This is a genomic window from Magnetospirillum sp. UT-4 (assembly GCF_902729435.1).
In the GTDB taxonomy this organism is placed as follows: Bacteria; Pseudomonadota; Alphaproteobacteria; order Rhodospirillales; family Magnetospirillaceae; genus Magnetospirillum.
This window is the reverse complement of the sequence record NZ_CACVCG010000042.1, coordinates 13,009-26,169: the sequence shown is the minus strand read 5'-3', so window position 1 is coordinate 26,169 and position 13,161 is coordinate 13,009. Positions and strand designations below refer to the sequence as shown.

Annotated in this window: 15 protein-coding genes; 2 read left to right on the top strand and 13 right to left on the bottom strand. The window is 68.8% G+C overall.

What is annotated here, in order from left to right; all coding sequences use genetic code 11:
* Window positions 1-2: 2 nt before the first annotated feature.
* The 5 genes from ahcY to MTBUT4_RS05365 form a co-directional block, all read right to left on the bottom strand.
* On the bottom strand, window positions 3-1,394 hold the full coding sequence (ahcY, locus tag MTBUT4_RS05385) for an adenosylhomocysteinase (protein ID WP_173978640.1): 1,392 nt from the start codon (window positions 1,392-1,394) through the stop codon (window positions 3-5).
* An 82-nt stretch (window positions 1,395-1,476) separates the two neighbouring features.
* Window positions 1,477-1,908 (bottom strand): cupin domain-containing protein, encoded by a 432-nt coding sequence (locus tag MTBUT4_RS05380; RefSeq protein ID WP_173978639.1) that lies wholly within the window; start codon window positions 1,906-1,908, stop codon window positions 1,477-1,479.
* On the bottom strand, window positions 1,905-2,510 hold the full coding sequence (locus tag MTBUT4_RS05375) for a glutathione S-transferase N-terminal domain-containing protein (RefSeq protein ID WP_173978638.1): 606 nt from the start codon (window positions 2,508-2,510) through the stop codon (window positions 1,905-1,907). Before MTBUT4_RS05375 ends, MTBUT4_RS05380 begins: the two co-directional genes overlap by 4 nt.
* Before the next feature lie 243 nt (window positions 2,511-2,753).
* Window positions 2,754-3,179: a type II toxin-antitoxin system PemK/MazF family toxin gene (locus MTBUT4_RS19880; protein ID WP_173978637.1), complete on the bottom strand. Its 426-nt coding sequence runs from the start codon at window positions 3,177-3,179 to the stop codon at window positions 2,754-2,756.
* 173 nt (window positions 3,180-3,352) lie between these two features.
* Window positions 3,353-3,910, bottom strand: a complete 558-nt coding sequence (locus MTBUT4_RS05365; RefSeq protein ID WP_173978636.1) for a gamma-glutamylcyclotransferase — start codon at window positions 3,908-3,910, stop codon at window positions 3,353-3,355.
* 19 nt (window positions 3,911-3,929) lie between these two features.
* Between MTBUT4_RS05365 and MTBUT4_RS05360 the strand changes: the two genes are divergently transcribed.
* Window positions 3,930-4,955: a DUF2125 domain-containing protein gene (locus MTBUT4_RS05360; protein ID WP_173978635.1), complete on the top strand. Its 1,026-nt coding sequence runs from the start codon at window positions 3,930-3,932 to the stop codon at window positions 4,953-4,955.
* Between the two features lie 16 nt (window positions 4,956-4,971).
* Window positions 4,972-6,162 (top strand): alanine--glyoxylate aminotransferase family protein, encoded by a 1,191-nt coding sequence (locus tag MTBUT4_RS05355; RefSeq protein WP_173978634.1) that lies wholly within the window; start codon window positions 4,972-4,974, stop codon window positions 6,160-6,162.
* 6 nt (window positions 6,163-6,168) lie between these two features.
* Here the strand turns inward: MTBUT4_RS05355 and ptsP are convergent, their stop codons facing one another.
* From ptsP to MTBUT4_RS05315, 8 genes are all read right to left on the bottom strand, one after another.
* Window positions 6,169-7,974 carry a phosphoenolpyruvate--protein phosphotransferase gene (gene ptsP, locus MTBUT4_RS05350; protein ID WP_173978633.1) on the bottom strand — a complete coding sequence of 602 codons (1,806 nt, stop codon included), beginning with the start codon at window positions 7,972-7,974 and terminating at the stop codon, window positions 6,169-6,171.
* A gap of 217 nt (window positions 7,975-8,191) precedes the next feature.
* Window positions 8,192-8,497, bottom strand: a complete 306-nt coding sequence (locus MTBUT4_RS05345; RefSeq protein ID WP_173978632.1) for an HPr family phosphocarrier protein — start codon at window positions 8,495-8,497, stop codon at window positions 8,192-8,194.
* Entirely contained in the window at window positions 8,494-8,901 is a 408-nt protein-coding gene (locus MTBUT4_RS05340) for a PTS sugar transporter subunit IIA (RefSeq protein ID WP_173978631.1), read from the bottom strand. The genes MTBUT4_RS05345 and MTBUT4_RS05340 overlap by 4 nt, the downstream gene beginning before the upstream one ends.
* Window positions 8,902-8,914: 13 nt before the next feature.
* Window positions 8,915-9,826: an RNase adapter RapZ gene (gene rapZ / locus MTBUT4_RS05335; RefSeq protein ID WP_173978630.1), complete on the bottom strand. Its 912-nt coding sequence runs from the start codon at window positions 9,824-9,826 to the stop codon at window positions 8,915-8,917.
* Complete coding sequence (locus tag MTBUT4_RS05330) at window positions 9,823-10,257, bottom strand: HPr kinase/phosphorylase (protein ID WP_173978629.1); 435 nt, start codon at window positions 10,255-10,257, stop codon at window positions 9,823-9,825. The genes rapZ and MTBUT4_RS05330 overlap by 4 nt, the downstream gene beginning before the upstream one ends.
* Before the next feature lie 61 nt (window positions 10,258-10,318).
* Window positions 10,319-10,867: a hypothetical protein gene (locus tag MTBUT4_RS05325; protein ID WP_173978628.1), complete on the bottom strand. Its 549-nt coding sequence runs from the start codon at window positions 10,865-10,867 to the stop codon at window positions 10,319-10,321.
* A 6-nt stretch (window positions 10,868-10,873) separates the two neighbouring features.
* Complete coding sequence (locus tag MTBUT4_RS05320) at window positions 10,874-11,104, bottom strand: hypothetical protein (protein WP_173978627.1); 231 nt, start codon at window positions 11,102-11,104, stop codon at window positions 10,874-10,876.
* A 462-nt stretch (window positions 11,105-11,566) separates the two neighbouring features.
* Window positions 11,567-13,159 carry a stimulus-sensing domain-containing protein gene (locus tag MTBUT4_RS05315; protein WP_173978626.1) on the bottom strand — a complete coding sequence of 531 codons (1,593 nt, stop codon included), beginning with the start codon at window positions 13,157-13,159 and terminating at the stop codon, window positions 11,567-11,569.
* Between the last annotated feature and the right edge of the window lie 2 nt (window positions 13,160-13,161).

Sequence of the window (13,161 nt, the reverse complement as noted above, 5' to 3'; positions counted from 1 at the left end):
ACCTAGTAGCGGTAGGTGTCCGACTTGAACGGGCCGTTCACCGGCACGCCGATGTAGTCGGCCTGGCGCTGGTTCATGCGGGTCAGGGTGGCGCCCAGCTTGGCCAGGTGCAGGGCGGCGACCTTCTCGTCCAGGTGCTTGGGCAGCACGTAGACCTTCTTGTCGTACTTGCCGCGATTGCAGAACAGCTCGATCTGGGCCAGCACCTGATTGGTGAAGCTGGCGCTCATCACGAAGCTGGGGTGGCCGGTGGCGCAGCCCAGGTTGACCAGCCGGCCCTCGGCCAGCAGCAGGATGCGCTTGCCGTCGGGGAACTTGATCTCGTCCACCTGCGGCTTGATGTTGGTCCACTGGAAGTTCTTGAGGCCGGCCACCTGGATCTCGGAATCGAAGTGGCCGATGTTGCAGACGATGGCGCGGTCCTTCATGGCCCGCATGTGGTCGACGGTGATGACGTCGACGTTGCCGGTGGTGGTGACGAAGATGTCGCCCCGGGGCGCCGCCTCTTCCATGGTCTGCACCTCGTAGCCTTCCATGCAGGCCTGCAGGGCGCAGATCGGGTCGATCTCGGTGACGATGACGCGGCAGCCCTGGGAGGCCAGGGACTCGGCCGAGCCCTTGCCCACATCGCCGAAGCCGGCGACCACGGCGACCTTGCCGGCCAGCATGACGTCGGTGGCGCGGCGGATGCCATCGACCAGCGATTCACGGCAGCCGTACTTGTTGTCGAACTTGGACTTGGTCACCGAATCGTTGACGTTGATGGCGGCCCACAGCAGCGAGCCCTTCTTCTCCATCTCGTACAGGCGGTGGACGCCGGTGGTGGTCTCTTCCGTCACGCCCTTGATGGCGGCGCCGTTGCGGGAATACCAGGTCTTGTCGGTGGCCAGCTTGGCCTTGATGGAGGCGAACAGCACCTCCTCTTCCTCGCAGGTGGGGTTGGCCAGCACCGACAGGTCCTGCTCGGCCTTCATGCCGAGATGGATCAGCAGGGTGGCGTCGCCGCCGTCATCGAGGATCATGTTGGGGCAGCCGCCATCGGCCCAGTCGAAGATGCGGTGGGTGTAGTCCCAGTACTCTTCCAGGCTCTCGCCCTTGACGGCGAAGACCGGGGTGCCGGCGGCGGCGATGGCGGCCGCCGCGTGGTCCTGGGTCGAGAAGATGTTGCACGAGGCCCAGCGCACGTCGGCGCCCAGGGCCTTCAGGGTCTCGATCAGCACGCCGGTCTGGATGGTCATGTGCAGCGAGCCGGCGATGCGGGCGCCCTTCAGCGGCTGCTTCGGGCCGTATTCCTCGCGGGTGGCCATCAGGCCGGGCATCTCGCTCTCGGCGATGTCCAGCTCCTTGCGGCCCCAATCGGCCAGGGCGATGTCGGCAACGATGTAATCGGTCATGGCGAAGGGCCTTTGTGCTGACGGAGTTTGGCCGCTTGTACCAGCCGCCGCCGGCGAAGGCAATGGGGATATAAAGATATCTTTATACCGACATGGGTTCCCAGCCCGGTGGCGCCAGGGTGAAGCCGCCGAAGTCGAAGGCCGGCGCCACCACGCAGGACACCAGCGCCCACTCGCCCAGCGGCTCGGCCGCCTGCCAGGCGAGGGGCGGCACCACTGCATGCGGCGCCTGGCCGTCCAGCACATCGTCACCGAGGACGATGCTGCGGATCGGCCGGCCCGCGTCGGCCAGCGACAACAGCACCGGCCCGCCGGCGTGCCAGGCCCATATTTCGACGGCATCCACCTTGTGCCAGTGCGACCGTTCGCCCCGTTTCAGCAGGAAGTGGATCACCGTGCAGGCGCCGCGCCCGCCGCCGGTTCCGGACTCACGGTAGGTCTCGGCGTAATGGCCGCCTTCGGGATGGGGCTTGAGGCCCAGCCGGGCGATGATCGCGTCGGGATCGGCGCTCATTCCTTCGGCTCGGTCTCCTGGACCGAACGGCGGTTGTGCACGGTGGCGTGCCAGCGGGCCAGATGCGGCCGGCCCTGGCGCCAGTCGGGGACGATCTTGCGGAACTCGATGTAGCCCAGGCTGGCCACCACCGCGATGGGGCCGATCAGGAACACCCCGTCCCAATGGCCGACGGTCCGCTCCAGCTCGTCCAGGCCGCGGTTGACGGCGTTGGTCTGGCGCTCGACCCAGGTCGGCCAGCGCGCCCCCTCGGGCCGCATGTTGCCCTCGATGCGCAGCTGCACCGCCGCCTCGGTGATGCCGTCGGCCAGGGCCTGCAGCTTGAGCTGGGCCCAGCGCTCCGGCCCGGCCTCGGGGAACAGCTTGTGGCCGGAATGCAGGGAATCCAGGTACTCGCAGATCACCGGCGAATCGTAGAGGGTGGAGCCGTCGTCGAAGACCAGCGCCGGCACCTTGCACAGCGGGTTGTCGCGATGCAGGTCGGTGTCGGCGGCCCAGGCATTGGCGGGGGCGAGCTCGAGCTTGTCCTCGATGCCGGCCTCGATGGCGACCATGCGGCACTTGCGGACGAAGGGCGAGGTGATGGAAAAGCGCAGCTTCATGGTGACGTCTCCCTGAACCTTTGCGCCCAGGCTACGCAAGCCCCGGCGGCGGTTCAAGCGGGCGGTCGATCGGGAGTTTGTCGATATGAATTGGAAGGCCGCGAAATTAAAGGCCCCGCCGAAGCGGGGCCTTGCCGACGCCGCGCGCGGGCTTGCAGTCACCCAGTGCGCGGCCGCCCTTGGTAGGGTCTTAGACGCTGATCACCCGAAAGTGAGAGCAGCAGACGGTTGAAATTTAGCAAATCACAGGTGTTTTGTCAAGATTCCCAGGCCTAAGGATGAAAGCATGCACTTGCGAACCTGGCGCAGAAGGTCATCCGGAATTGGAGTGTATCTATATTGTCTCTTTCCGCCTCTATCCTTACCCTCTCTTATGAAGTCAAGTCTATGAAACCCAACGGATACAATCATATCGCCCTTTAGCCATCGCGGATGATTCCCCCAAGAATCGGGAAGCGGAGGGTCAAAAATTATTTGGTGGTGATATGGCATAACCACATGAGGGGCTGTCTCGCTCAACGGAATCACCGTACACAGACCTTTGCGCATGGATATCTTTGGCGTGACCACGATCACGAGGCGCCGCCCAATCATCTCGGGCTCTTTGAATCCTGCATCAAAATTACAGGCAAGCAAGGTACCAATGGGTGGGTGCTCTGTGATGGGCATTAAATTTCAGTCCATGTGCGATAGGCGGCGGGGGAGAGCCACACCGATGCAACTATCGTAATGACCCACTCTCATTTCAGCGCACTTTCGCTAAATGGTACCGGAGTCGCTGACCCATCACCAGGGCGCTTTAGCTTGGCTGGTGGCGACAATTCCGAGTTTAAGCTGAGACACTACCCATCGACCAGGGCGAGCAGGCGGTGCAGGGCGCTGGAGCGGATGCCCAGCGCCTCCATGTGCTCCAGCGTCGAGGCCAGGTAGTCGCGCGAGGTTCCGGCCGGCCCCGCCCCCTGGCCGATCAGGCGGGCCGCCTCGGCCGCCTCGCCGCGCCAGTATTGCCAATGGCCGCGATCGACCACGTAGGCATAGGCCGGCACCCGCCTGCCATCGTCCAGGGTGACCGGCAGCAGACGCGGCAGGTAGACGCCGGTGACCAGCTCGCGCTCGTCCAGCATGGCCTTGACCGCCGGCCAGTCGGCGGTCGCGACCGCCAGCGCCCGGCCCAGGCACGAGCCGCCGCGGTCGAGGCCGAGCACCAGGCCGGGACGATCCGGCGTGCCGCGATAGATGGTGGACAGGATGCACATGGCGCGGTGCCAGCCGGCCAGCCGCGCCGGGCGCACCGCCGCGGGCGCGAAGCCGGGCCGCCACATCAGCGAGCCGTAGGCGAACACCCATACCGTTTCCGCGCCTTGCGCCGCCGTCTCCAGCGGGGTAGACCGGTCCGTCATGCCGTCCACAGGTGCCCCGATGCCCATTCGCCGCCTTTCCCTGGCCGCCGCCCTGGCCGTGGCCGTGCTGGCCGGCCTGTATGCCGCCTATTGGTTCCACGTTGCCGGCGAGGTGCGCAAGGGCCTCGAACACTGGGCCGAGGATCGGCGCGCCCAGGGCTGGACGGTGGCGTGGGAATCCATGGAACCGCAGGGCTTCCCCTTGCGCGTCGGGCTGGCGCTCGCCGCCCCCGAGCTGGCGGTGCCGGGCGGCGTGGCGTGGCGGGGGCAGGCACTGGCCCTGTCGGCGCGGCCGCACGACCTCACCCGCGTCACCCTGTCCGCCCCCGGCCGCCATCGCCTGTCCGGCCCGGCCGGCGGCGCCGAATTCAGCGCCGGCGAATTGCTGCTCGACCTCGACCTCGACCGCGCCGGCCGCATCGAGCTGGCCACCCTGAAGGGCTCCGCACTGGCGTCCGGGAGCACCGCCGTCGCCACCCTGGCCGCCAGCTGGGACCCGCTGGGGGTGGCCGCCCCGGCGCACGACACACCCACCGCCCGCTTCTCGGCGGCGGCCGGGTCCATCCGCCTGCCCGAGGGGCTGGGCGCGGTGCTGGGGCGCGATGCCGCCCTGATCGCCATCGACGGCCATGTGCGCGGGCCGTTGCCGCCCTCGCCCGCCGCGTCCGACCTGCTGGCCTGGTCGGCGGCGGGGGGCGTGATCGAGCTGGAACACTTGGAGGTGGACTGGGAGCCGGTGGCGGTGGAGGCCGACGGCACCCTCGCCCTCGACGGCGCCGGCCAGCCGCTGGCGGCCTTGTCGGCCCGGGTGCGCGGCTTCGGCGCGCTGATGGACCGACTGGCCGAAGCCCGGGTTCTGGACGCGGGCACCGCCGCCGCCGCCCGCATGGTGCTGTCGCTGATGGCCCGCCCCGACGCCCAGGGGCGCCCCGCCGTGCCGGTGCCGCTGACGGTGCAGGACGGCGGCGTGTGGATGGGGCCGGCCCGCATCGGCTCGGTGCCGCCGTTGAACTGGTCGGCGGCCAGTGGTATGACCATTCGATAACCTGGAGTGGAATGCCATGCCGGACCAGCCGATCCGCCCGTTCTCGCCGCCCACCCGCATGCTGATGGGACCCGGCCCCTCGGACGTGCATCCCCGCGTGCTGGCGGCCATGGCGCGGCCCACCATCGGCCATCTCGACCCCGCCTTCATCGGCCTGATGGACGAGATCAAGGCGCTGCTGCACTACGCCTTCGCCACCGCCAATCCGCTGACCATGCCGGTCTCGGGACCCGGCTCGGCCGGCATGGAGGCCTGCTTCGTCAACCTGGTCGAGCCCGGCGACACCGTGGTGGTCTGCGTCAACGGGGTGTTCGGCGGCCGCATGAAGGAGAACGTCGAGCGCCTGGGCGCCACCGCATTGGTGGTCGAGGATGCCTGGGGCGATCCGGTCGACCCCATGAAGGTCAAGGCGGCGCTGGCCGCCCATCCCGGCGCCAAGGCGCTGGCCTTCGTCCATGCCGAGACCTCCACCGGGGTCGAGTCCGACGCCGCCACCCTGTGCCGGCTGGCCCGCGAGGCCGGCGCCTTGTCCATCGTCGATGCCGTCACCAGCCTGGGCGGCATCCCGGTGCCGGTGGATGAATGGGGCGCCGACGCGGTCTATTCCGGCAGCCAGAAATGCCTGTCCTGCGCCCCCGGCCTGTCGCCGGTGACCTTCTCCCCGCGCGCCGTCGCGGCGATGGCGGCGCGCAAGGGCAAATGCCGGAGCTGGTTCCTCGATTTCGCCTTGGTCACCGCCTATTGGGGCAGCGGAGCGAAACGCGCCTATCACCACACCGCCCCCATCAACGCCCTGTACGGCCTGCACGAAAGCCTGGTGATGCTGCACGAGGAAGGGCTGGAGGCCGCATGGGCCCGCCACGCCCGCTGCCATGCCGCCCTGGTCGCCGGGCTGGAGGCCATGGGCCTGCCGCTGGCGGTGGCCCCCGCCCACCGCCTGCCCCAGCTCAATTCCGTGCGGGTGCCCGACGGCATCGACGAGGGTCTGGTGCGCGCCCGCCTGCTGGAGCGCTTCGGCCTGGAGATCGGCGCCGGCCTGGGCGCCCTGGCCGGCAAGGTGTGGCGCATCGGCCTGATGGGCCAGAGCGCCACCCCCAGCCACGTCCTGGCCTGCCTGACCGCGCTGGAAACCGTGCTGTCCGGCCTGAACGCCCCCATCCGCCCCGGCGCGGCGGTTCCGGCGGCGAATGCGGCGCTGTTCGGGTAGCGCGCCCTACCCCTCACCCTCGTTGAAGCTGTCCAGCAGCTGCGAGATGCGGGCGCTGTCGCTCTGGTCCATGATGACGCGGGCGCGGCGGGTGGCGGCGACCAGGTCCATGGTGCGGATGCGCTGCTTGACCACCGGGATGTTGGTGGCCGACATGGACAGCTCGCGGATGCCCAGGCCCAGCAGCAGCGAGGCGAAGCGCGGGTCGCCGGCCATCTCGCCGCAGATGCCGACCGGGATGCGGGCCCGCAGCGCCGCCTCGGCCGAGAACTGGATCAGCCGCAGCACCGCCGGATGCAGCGGGTTGTAGAGATGGGCGACGGTTTCATCGGCGCGGTCGATGGCCAGGGTGTACTGGGTGAGGTCGTTGGTGCCGATGGAGAAGAAATCGGCGTGCCAGGCCAGGGCGTCGGCGCCCAGGGCGGCGCCAGGCACCTCGATCATCACTCCCAGCGGCGGCAGCGGGTCGGCCATGGCGAGATGGCGGCGCTTCAGGCTCTTGACCGCGCGGCCCATGGCGTCGCGCACCGCCACCATCTCCTCGACGGTGGCGACCATGGGCACCAGGATGCGGATCGGGCCCAGGGCTGAGGCGCGCAGGATGGCGGCCAGCTGGGCGTCCAGCAGTTCCGGGCGGGCCAGCGACAGGCGCACGGCGCGCAGGCCCAGCGACGGGTTGGGGCCGGGATGGATGCCCAGGCTGCGGGCCAGCTTGTCGCCGCCGACGTCGAGGGTGCGGATGGTCACCGGCCGCCCGCCCATGCGCTCGACCAGCTCCTTCAGCACGGCGAACTGCTCGTCCTCGCCGGGGATGTCGTCGCGGTTCATGAACAGGAATTCCGAGCGCAGCAGGCCGATGCCCTCGGCCCCGGCGGACAGCACCGAATCCACCTCGGACGGCAGCTCGATATTGGCCTGCAGCGCGATGCGGGCGCCGTCGCGGGTGACCGCGGGCACGTCGCGGAGGCGCGACAGCGCCCGCCGCCCCCGCAGGAAGTCGGCGCGCTTGCGGCGGTAGGTTTCCAGGGTGGCCCGGGCGGGATTGAGGATGACCCGGCCCTCGCGGCCATCGACGATGGCGACGTCGCCGGACCGCACCTCCTTCAGCAGCCCGGCCACCCCCAGGACCGCCGGCAGCCCCAGCGAGCGGGCCATGATGGCGGTGTGGCTCTCGGCCCCGCCCAGCACGGTGGCGAGGCCGGCCACCTGCTTGGGGTCGAGCAGCGCGGTATCGGCCGGCGTCAGGTCCTCGGCCAGGATGACGGCATTCCTGGGCAGCACCTGGAAGGGGCGGTAGGGACGGCCGGTGAGGTTGCGGATCAGGCGGCGCCCGAGGTCGCGGATGTCGGCGACGCGGGCCGACAGGTAGCTGTCCTCCATGGCCTCGAAACCGCGCGCGATCTGGTCGATCTCGTGCTGCACCGCCGCCTCGGCGTTGATGCGGTCGGCCTCGATGCGCCGCTGCACGCCGCGGATCAGGCGCGAGCCGCGCAGCATCTGCTGGTAGGCGTCGAGCAGGTAGCCCAGCTCCTCGGCGGCCGAGCCGTCCAGCGTCTCGGCCTTGGCCTGCAGTTGCGCCACCTGCCGGCCGGCCTTCTCGGCGGCCTCGGCGAAGCGGATCTTTTCGGGTTCGACCCGGCCGGTGGCGATGCGGTACTCGAGCACCGTCACCGCCTCGGAATCATGGCGGTGGACGATGCCGATGGCGATTCCGCGGGCGACGCCCATGCCGTCCAGCACCAACTCGGCGGCGGCCGGTCGGTTCGTGGCGGCAGGGGGCGTGTCGGTGCCGGTGTTGTCGGCCTGGGTCATCCGTCTCCTTCTCGAACGCAGCCATCCCTGGGTGATTTTTTGTTCGTTGAAACTGGTCGGGGCCCTTCACTAGCCTCACCCTGAGGAGCGCCCCGGGCGCGTCTCGAAGGGCGAGGCGGGCCAAGGACCGCGCACGGGCCTCGTCCTTCGAGACGGTCCTTCGGGCCTCCTCAGGATGAGGCCCGACGGAAACGGCGACGCTCGGCCCGCAAACACCCTAATCCTCTTCGTCGAACTTCTGGGCGATCAGGCCGCACAGGGCGTCCAGCGCCTCGGCCGCCTGCGGCCCGTCCGCCGCCAGCTCGATGCAGCATCCCGGCGCCGCCGCCAGCATCATCAGCCCCATGATCGACAGCCCCGACACCTCGGTGCCGCGATGGGACACGCTGACCTGGGCGTCGAAGGTGGCGGCCAGTTTGACGAACTTGGCCGCGGCGCGGGCATGCAGGCCGCGGCGGTTGCAGATGGTGGCCTGGCGCTTGGGCGCGTCGCCGACCGGGGCGGCGGGGGTTTCGGCGTTCATTTGCGGTCCTGGGTCAGCAGCTTCGAGGCCACGTTGATGTATTTGCGCCCGGCGTCCTGGGCCGAGGCGACGGCGTCCATCAGCGGCTCGGTGTGGCGCACGCTGGCCAGCTTGATCAGCATCGGCAGGTTGACCCCGGCGATGACCTCCACATGGGCCTTGTCCATGATCGAGATGGCGAGGTTGGACGGCGTGCCCCCGAACATGTCGGTGAGCAGCACCACCCCGGTGCCGTCGTCGCAGGCGGCCACGCTGGCCAGGATGTCGTCGCGGCGCCGCTCCATGTCGTCGTCGGGGCCGATGCATACCGAGGCGACGTTGGGCTGCGGCCCGACCACATGCTCCATGGCGGCGACCAGCTCGTCGGCGAGGCGGCCATGGGTTACCAGTACCAGTCCGATCATTGCCATCCCCTTGTCATGCTCCCCCCTCCTCGAGCTCGCGGTGCCTGAGCTCGACGCGGGCCCCCTGGTCCCGCAGCCATGCCGCCAGCCGCTCGGCGACGAACACCGAGCGATGGCGTCCGCCGGTGCAGCCCACGGCGATGGTCAGGTAGCTCTTGCCCTCGGCGGCGAAGCGCGGCAGCAGCGGCGCCAGCAGGCCGGTGAGGGAATCCATGAAGGCCGGGAAGACCGCATCGGCGGAAACGAACGCGGCGACGCCGGGATCGCGCCCGGTCAGCGGCTTCAGCTCCGGCACGTAATGGGGATTGGCGAGGAAGCGGGCGTCGAACACCAGGTCGGCCTCGCGCGGCAGCCCGTTGCGGTAGGCGAAGGAGGTGACGAACACCAGCAGGTCCTTGTCCGTGTCGAGCCCGAAATAGCCCGACAGCACCCGCTTGAATTCGCCGGGCGCCAGGCTCGAGGTATCGAACACCACATCCGAGCGGCGCTTCAAGGGCGAAACCAGGGCACGTTCGTGGCGGATGCCGTCGATCAGCGGCCGGTCGGCGGCCAGCGGATGGCGCCGCCGGGTCTCGGTGAAGCGCCGGCGCAGCACTTCGTCCTCGCAATCGAGGAACAGCAGACGCAGATCGAGGTCGGCCCCGGCCATCAGCTTGTCGATCTCGGCCAGCACCGGCTCGACCCCGAAATCGCGGCTGCGGATGTCGATGCCCACCGCCAGCGGCCGCTTCAGCCCGCCGCCCGGCTTGACCAGGCTGTCGAGCAGGGTGACCGGCAGATTGTCCACCGCCTCGTAGCCCATGTCCTCGAACACCTTCAGGGCCGAGGTCTTGCCCGCCCCCGACAGGCCGGTGACCACGACCACCCGGCCGGCGGAGCCGGAGCGCAGCGCGGGATCGCGGGAAACGGGAGGGGCTTCGGTCATGGCCGGCTCATTATATCTCTTGTCGCCGAAAGCATCGCAAGGCGAACCTTGGCGGCGGCCGAGGCTTCGAACGGGGCCAAGGCCAGGGCCGGCACCCGCACCCCCAGATACGCTGTGGCGACCGGCTCGGGCAGGCGCTCGACCCGCTCGGCGGCGACCAGATCGATGACCAGGGCCAGCGGCGCCCGCTCGCGGTGGGGCAGGCGCATGATGCCCAGCCCGCGCACCTCCAGCATGCCGGCGATGGTGGCCGGCGACGCGGCGAACAGCCGCCCGCCCTCGGCCGACAGCTCGGTCCGGTCGTCGGCCACCAGGGTGGCGCCATGATCGATCAGCCGGAGCGCAAGGTCGGACTTGCCGCTGCCCGAGGGGCCGCGGATGAGGACGGCATGGCCGCCGATCTCGACACTGGTGCCGTGTACCAGCTGCATGAAAGGAGGGTGGAGCGGGACGGCGGGGGAGTCAAGGCAGCGGGAAGGAATGGTCGCGACCTTAGTGGCGGCGCGAACCTCCCCATCCGAGAATTCGGTCAAGCAGCGAGCGGGTGGAGGGCCGCTTGCGCGCCAAATTGGTCCGGGCGTATTCGCGGTACCGATGAAGTCTCTCCGCGACCGCCACGATATGGGCGTCCAGGTCGTTCTGGCGTCCGTCCATGAACTGGCGGATGGCATCCTCCGACAGTTCCTTCGCGGCATCGACCTTTTGGTCGATGATAAAGGCCAGGCACAGGTTGCCGTGATGACACTCGTCCAGGTCCCAGCATTCCTTGCAGCGGGGATCCCGGGTCGGAAGTCCGACCGTCGCCATGCCGCGCAGCATCAAGGCATAGCTGACCTTGAGCGGACTCTGCCCCGAGGTCGAGAACGGCTGGCGCATCCATACGGATGCCAGCAGCGCGATCTTTCGGTTGAGCCCTGTCCGCCGCCCGACGTCCTGGACGACCTTGCCCGCGCGCAACTCGTCAATGGCGATTTCCAGGAAGTCTCTTTTGCCAACGGCTGCAAGCCGGAGCGCAATGAGCTCGTGCTTTACGGACGGCATACTGCGTCAGGCCTTTGAGGCGCCCTTCTTGAGCCGGGCGGTGGCATACTTCAGGGCCTGACCGCGGTCCATGGACGGCAGTTCCTTGACCATGCGGGCGACATCGTCGTCAATGGCGGCGAGATCGGCCTGCTGTTTTGCGGTCAGGGTCCGTGGCGGCGGCGGCGCGGCATCGGAGGAGGGCAGAATGACCCCACTCCCGGCATCAGGTGTCCTCGCCCGGGAAACCTTGCCCACACTTAACCGCCGGACAACCAATTCTACCATACGCACCTCTCGGCACCACCCCGGGCGCCACCATTCACCCCACCGATGAATCGGCGCCGGATTTCGACCATAGCCGAATATCTTCCGTGCCGCAAACATTTCAAGTTGTAACGCCACGCCCCAACAGCGCCCCCCCGGGCCGGAAATCGCCGCCCGCCCGGCCTCGACTCAGGGCGAGACCGCGCAGCAGGATGTGAAAATTTTCTAGCGATATAGCCATGTGAAATATGTGGATAACCCTGTTCATAACCATGCCACACACATCAGCAGGTCGGTTGCCAGGAATTTTCCGTGAATACTGTATCAGGAAAGCCCACGGTCGAAACTATGTTTCACGGCATATTTTCAAGTGAAAATAAATTAAGATATGTAAGAATGGCTACGATGCTTGTCCAATTCCAGATGACGGGCGGACTGGCCGGAAGCCCCCCCTCATCCCGCCGGCAGCTTGACCACCAGTCGGGTCCCGCCCTTCGGCATGTTCTCGGCCCAGATCAGGCCGCCCAGGGCGGTGACGATCTGGCGGCTGATGGACAACCCTAAGCCTGAGTGTGTGCCGAACTTCTCGGCCTCGGGCCGTTCGCTGTAGAAGCGTTCGAACACCGCCTCCAGTTTGCCCTCTGGGATGCCGGGACCGTCATCCTCGACACTGACGCGCACATACTTGCCCTCGCGCTCGGCGACCAGGCGGATGGTGCCGCCCTCGGGGCTGAACGACACCGCGTTGCCGATCAGGTTGCGCAGCACCTGCACCAGCCGGCCCTCGATGCCCTGGACCACCAGCGGATCGCCGTTGGCCGGGACCTCGACCACGAAGCGGGGGCCATCCTCTTCGGCGGTGGCGCGGTAGATTTCGCCCAGGGTCTCGACCATGGCGCGCACCGGCACCGGCTCGGTCTCGGCGCGGCTCATCTCGGCGTCCACCCGCGAGGCGTCAGAGATGTCGGTGATCAGGCGGTTGAGGCGTTCGACGTCGTCCTGGACGATGGCCAGCAATTTGCGCTGCTGCGCCGGATCGCTGACCCTGGCCGCCGTCTCCACCGCCGAGCGCACGCTGGTCAGCGGGTTCTTGATCTCGTGGGCGACGTCGGCGGCGAAGCGCTCGATGGCATCCATGCGGGTCCACAGCGCCTCGGTCATCTCCTTCAGCGCCAGCGACAGCTCGCCGATCTCGTCGTGGCGGTCCGAGAAGTCGGGAATGCGGTGGCGCCGCCCATGGCCGTGGCGCACCTGCTCGGCCGCCACCGCCAGCCGGCGGATCGGGCGGGCGATGGTGCCGGCCATGTACAGCGACAGGCCGATGGTGATGGCCAGGGCCACCGCGAAGACCTGCAGGATGGCGAGGCGGACCTGGAACAGCGAGCGGGCGACGTTGCGGCCGTCATGGCTGACCATCAGCGCGCCGACCACCTGCTTGTAGCGCTGCACCGGCACCGCCACCGACAGCACGATGCCGCCGCCATTGCGCGCCCGCACGCCGGTCTCGACCCGCCCGGCCAGGGCGGCCATGACCTCGGGATAATGGTCGGCGCGCTGCTGCAGGGATTCGCTGTAGAGGGGCAGGCTTTCGTCCTCGGGCATCCAGGTGGTGAGCCGGTCCCACACCCCCGACAGGCGCGCCCGCCAGCCGCGGCCGGCCAGCTGCTCCAGTTCCTCGATCTGGATGTTGCCCTTGGGCGACAGCAGATAGCGCGAATCCGCCGCCAGCTCGCCCACCGCATCGAACAGCCGTGCCCTCAGGTTGGCCGGCTTGGCCAGGCGGCGCACCATCTGCTGCGCCAGCTCGTTGTTGAGTTCGAGGAAACCCATGGCCTGTTCGCTGACCGCGCCCTCGCCCACCGCGCCGGCGACCATCTCGGCCTGGGTGGCGAGGCCGGCCAGCTCGGCGCGGATCAGGCCCTGCTTGTAGCGGTCGAGATAGAGCAGCCCGGCCACCAGCAGCACCGGCGCGATCAGGTTGACCGCCAGGATGCGCCGGGTCAGCGGCGAGCCCAGCGGCCGCCACTTGCGACGGCGCCGAGGCATGG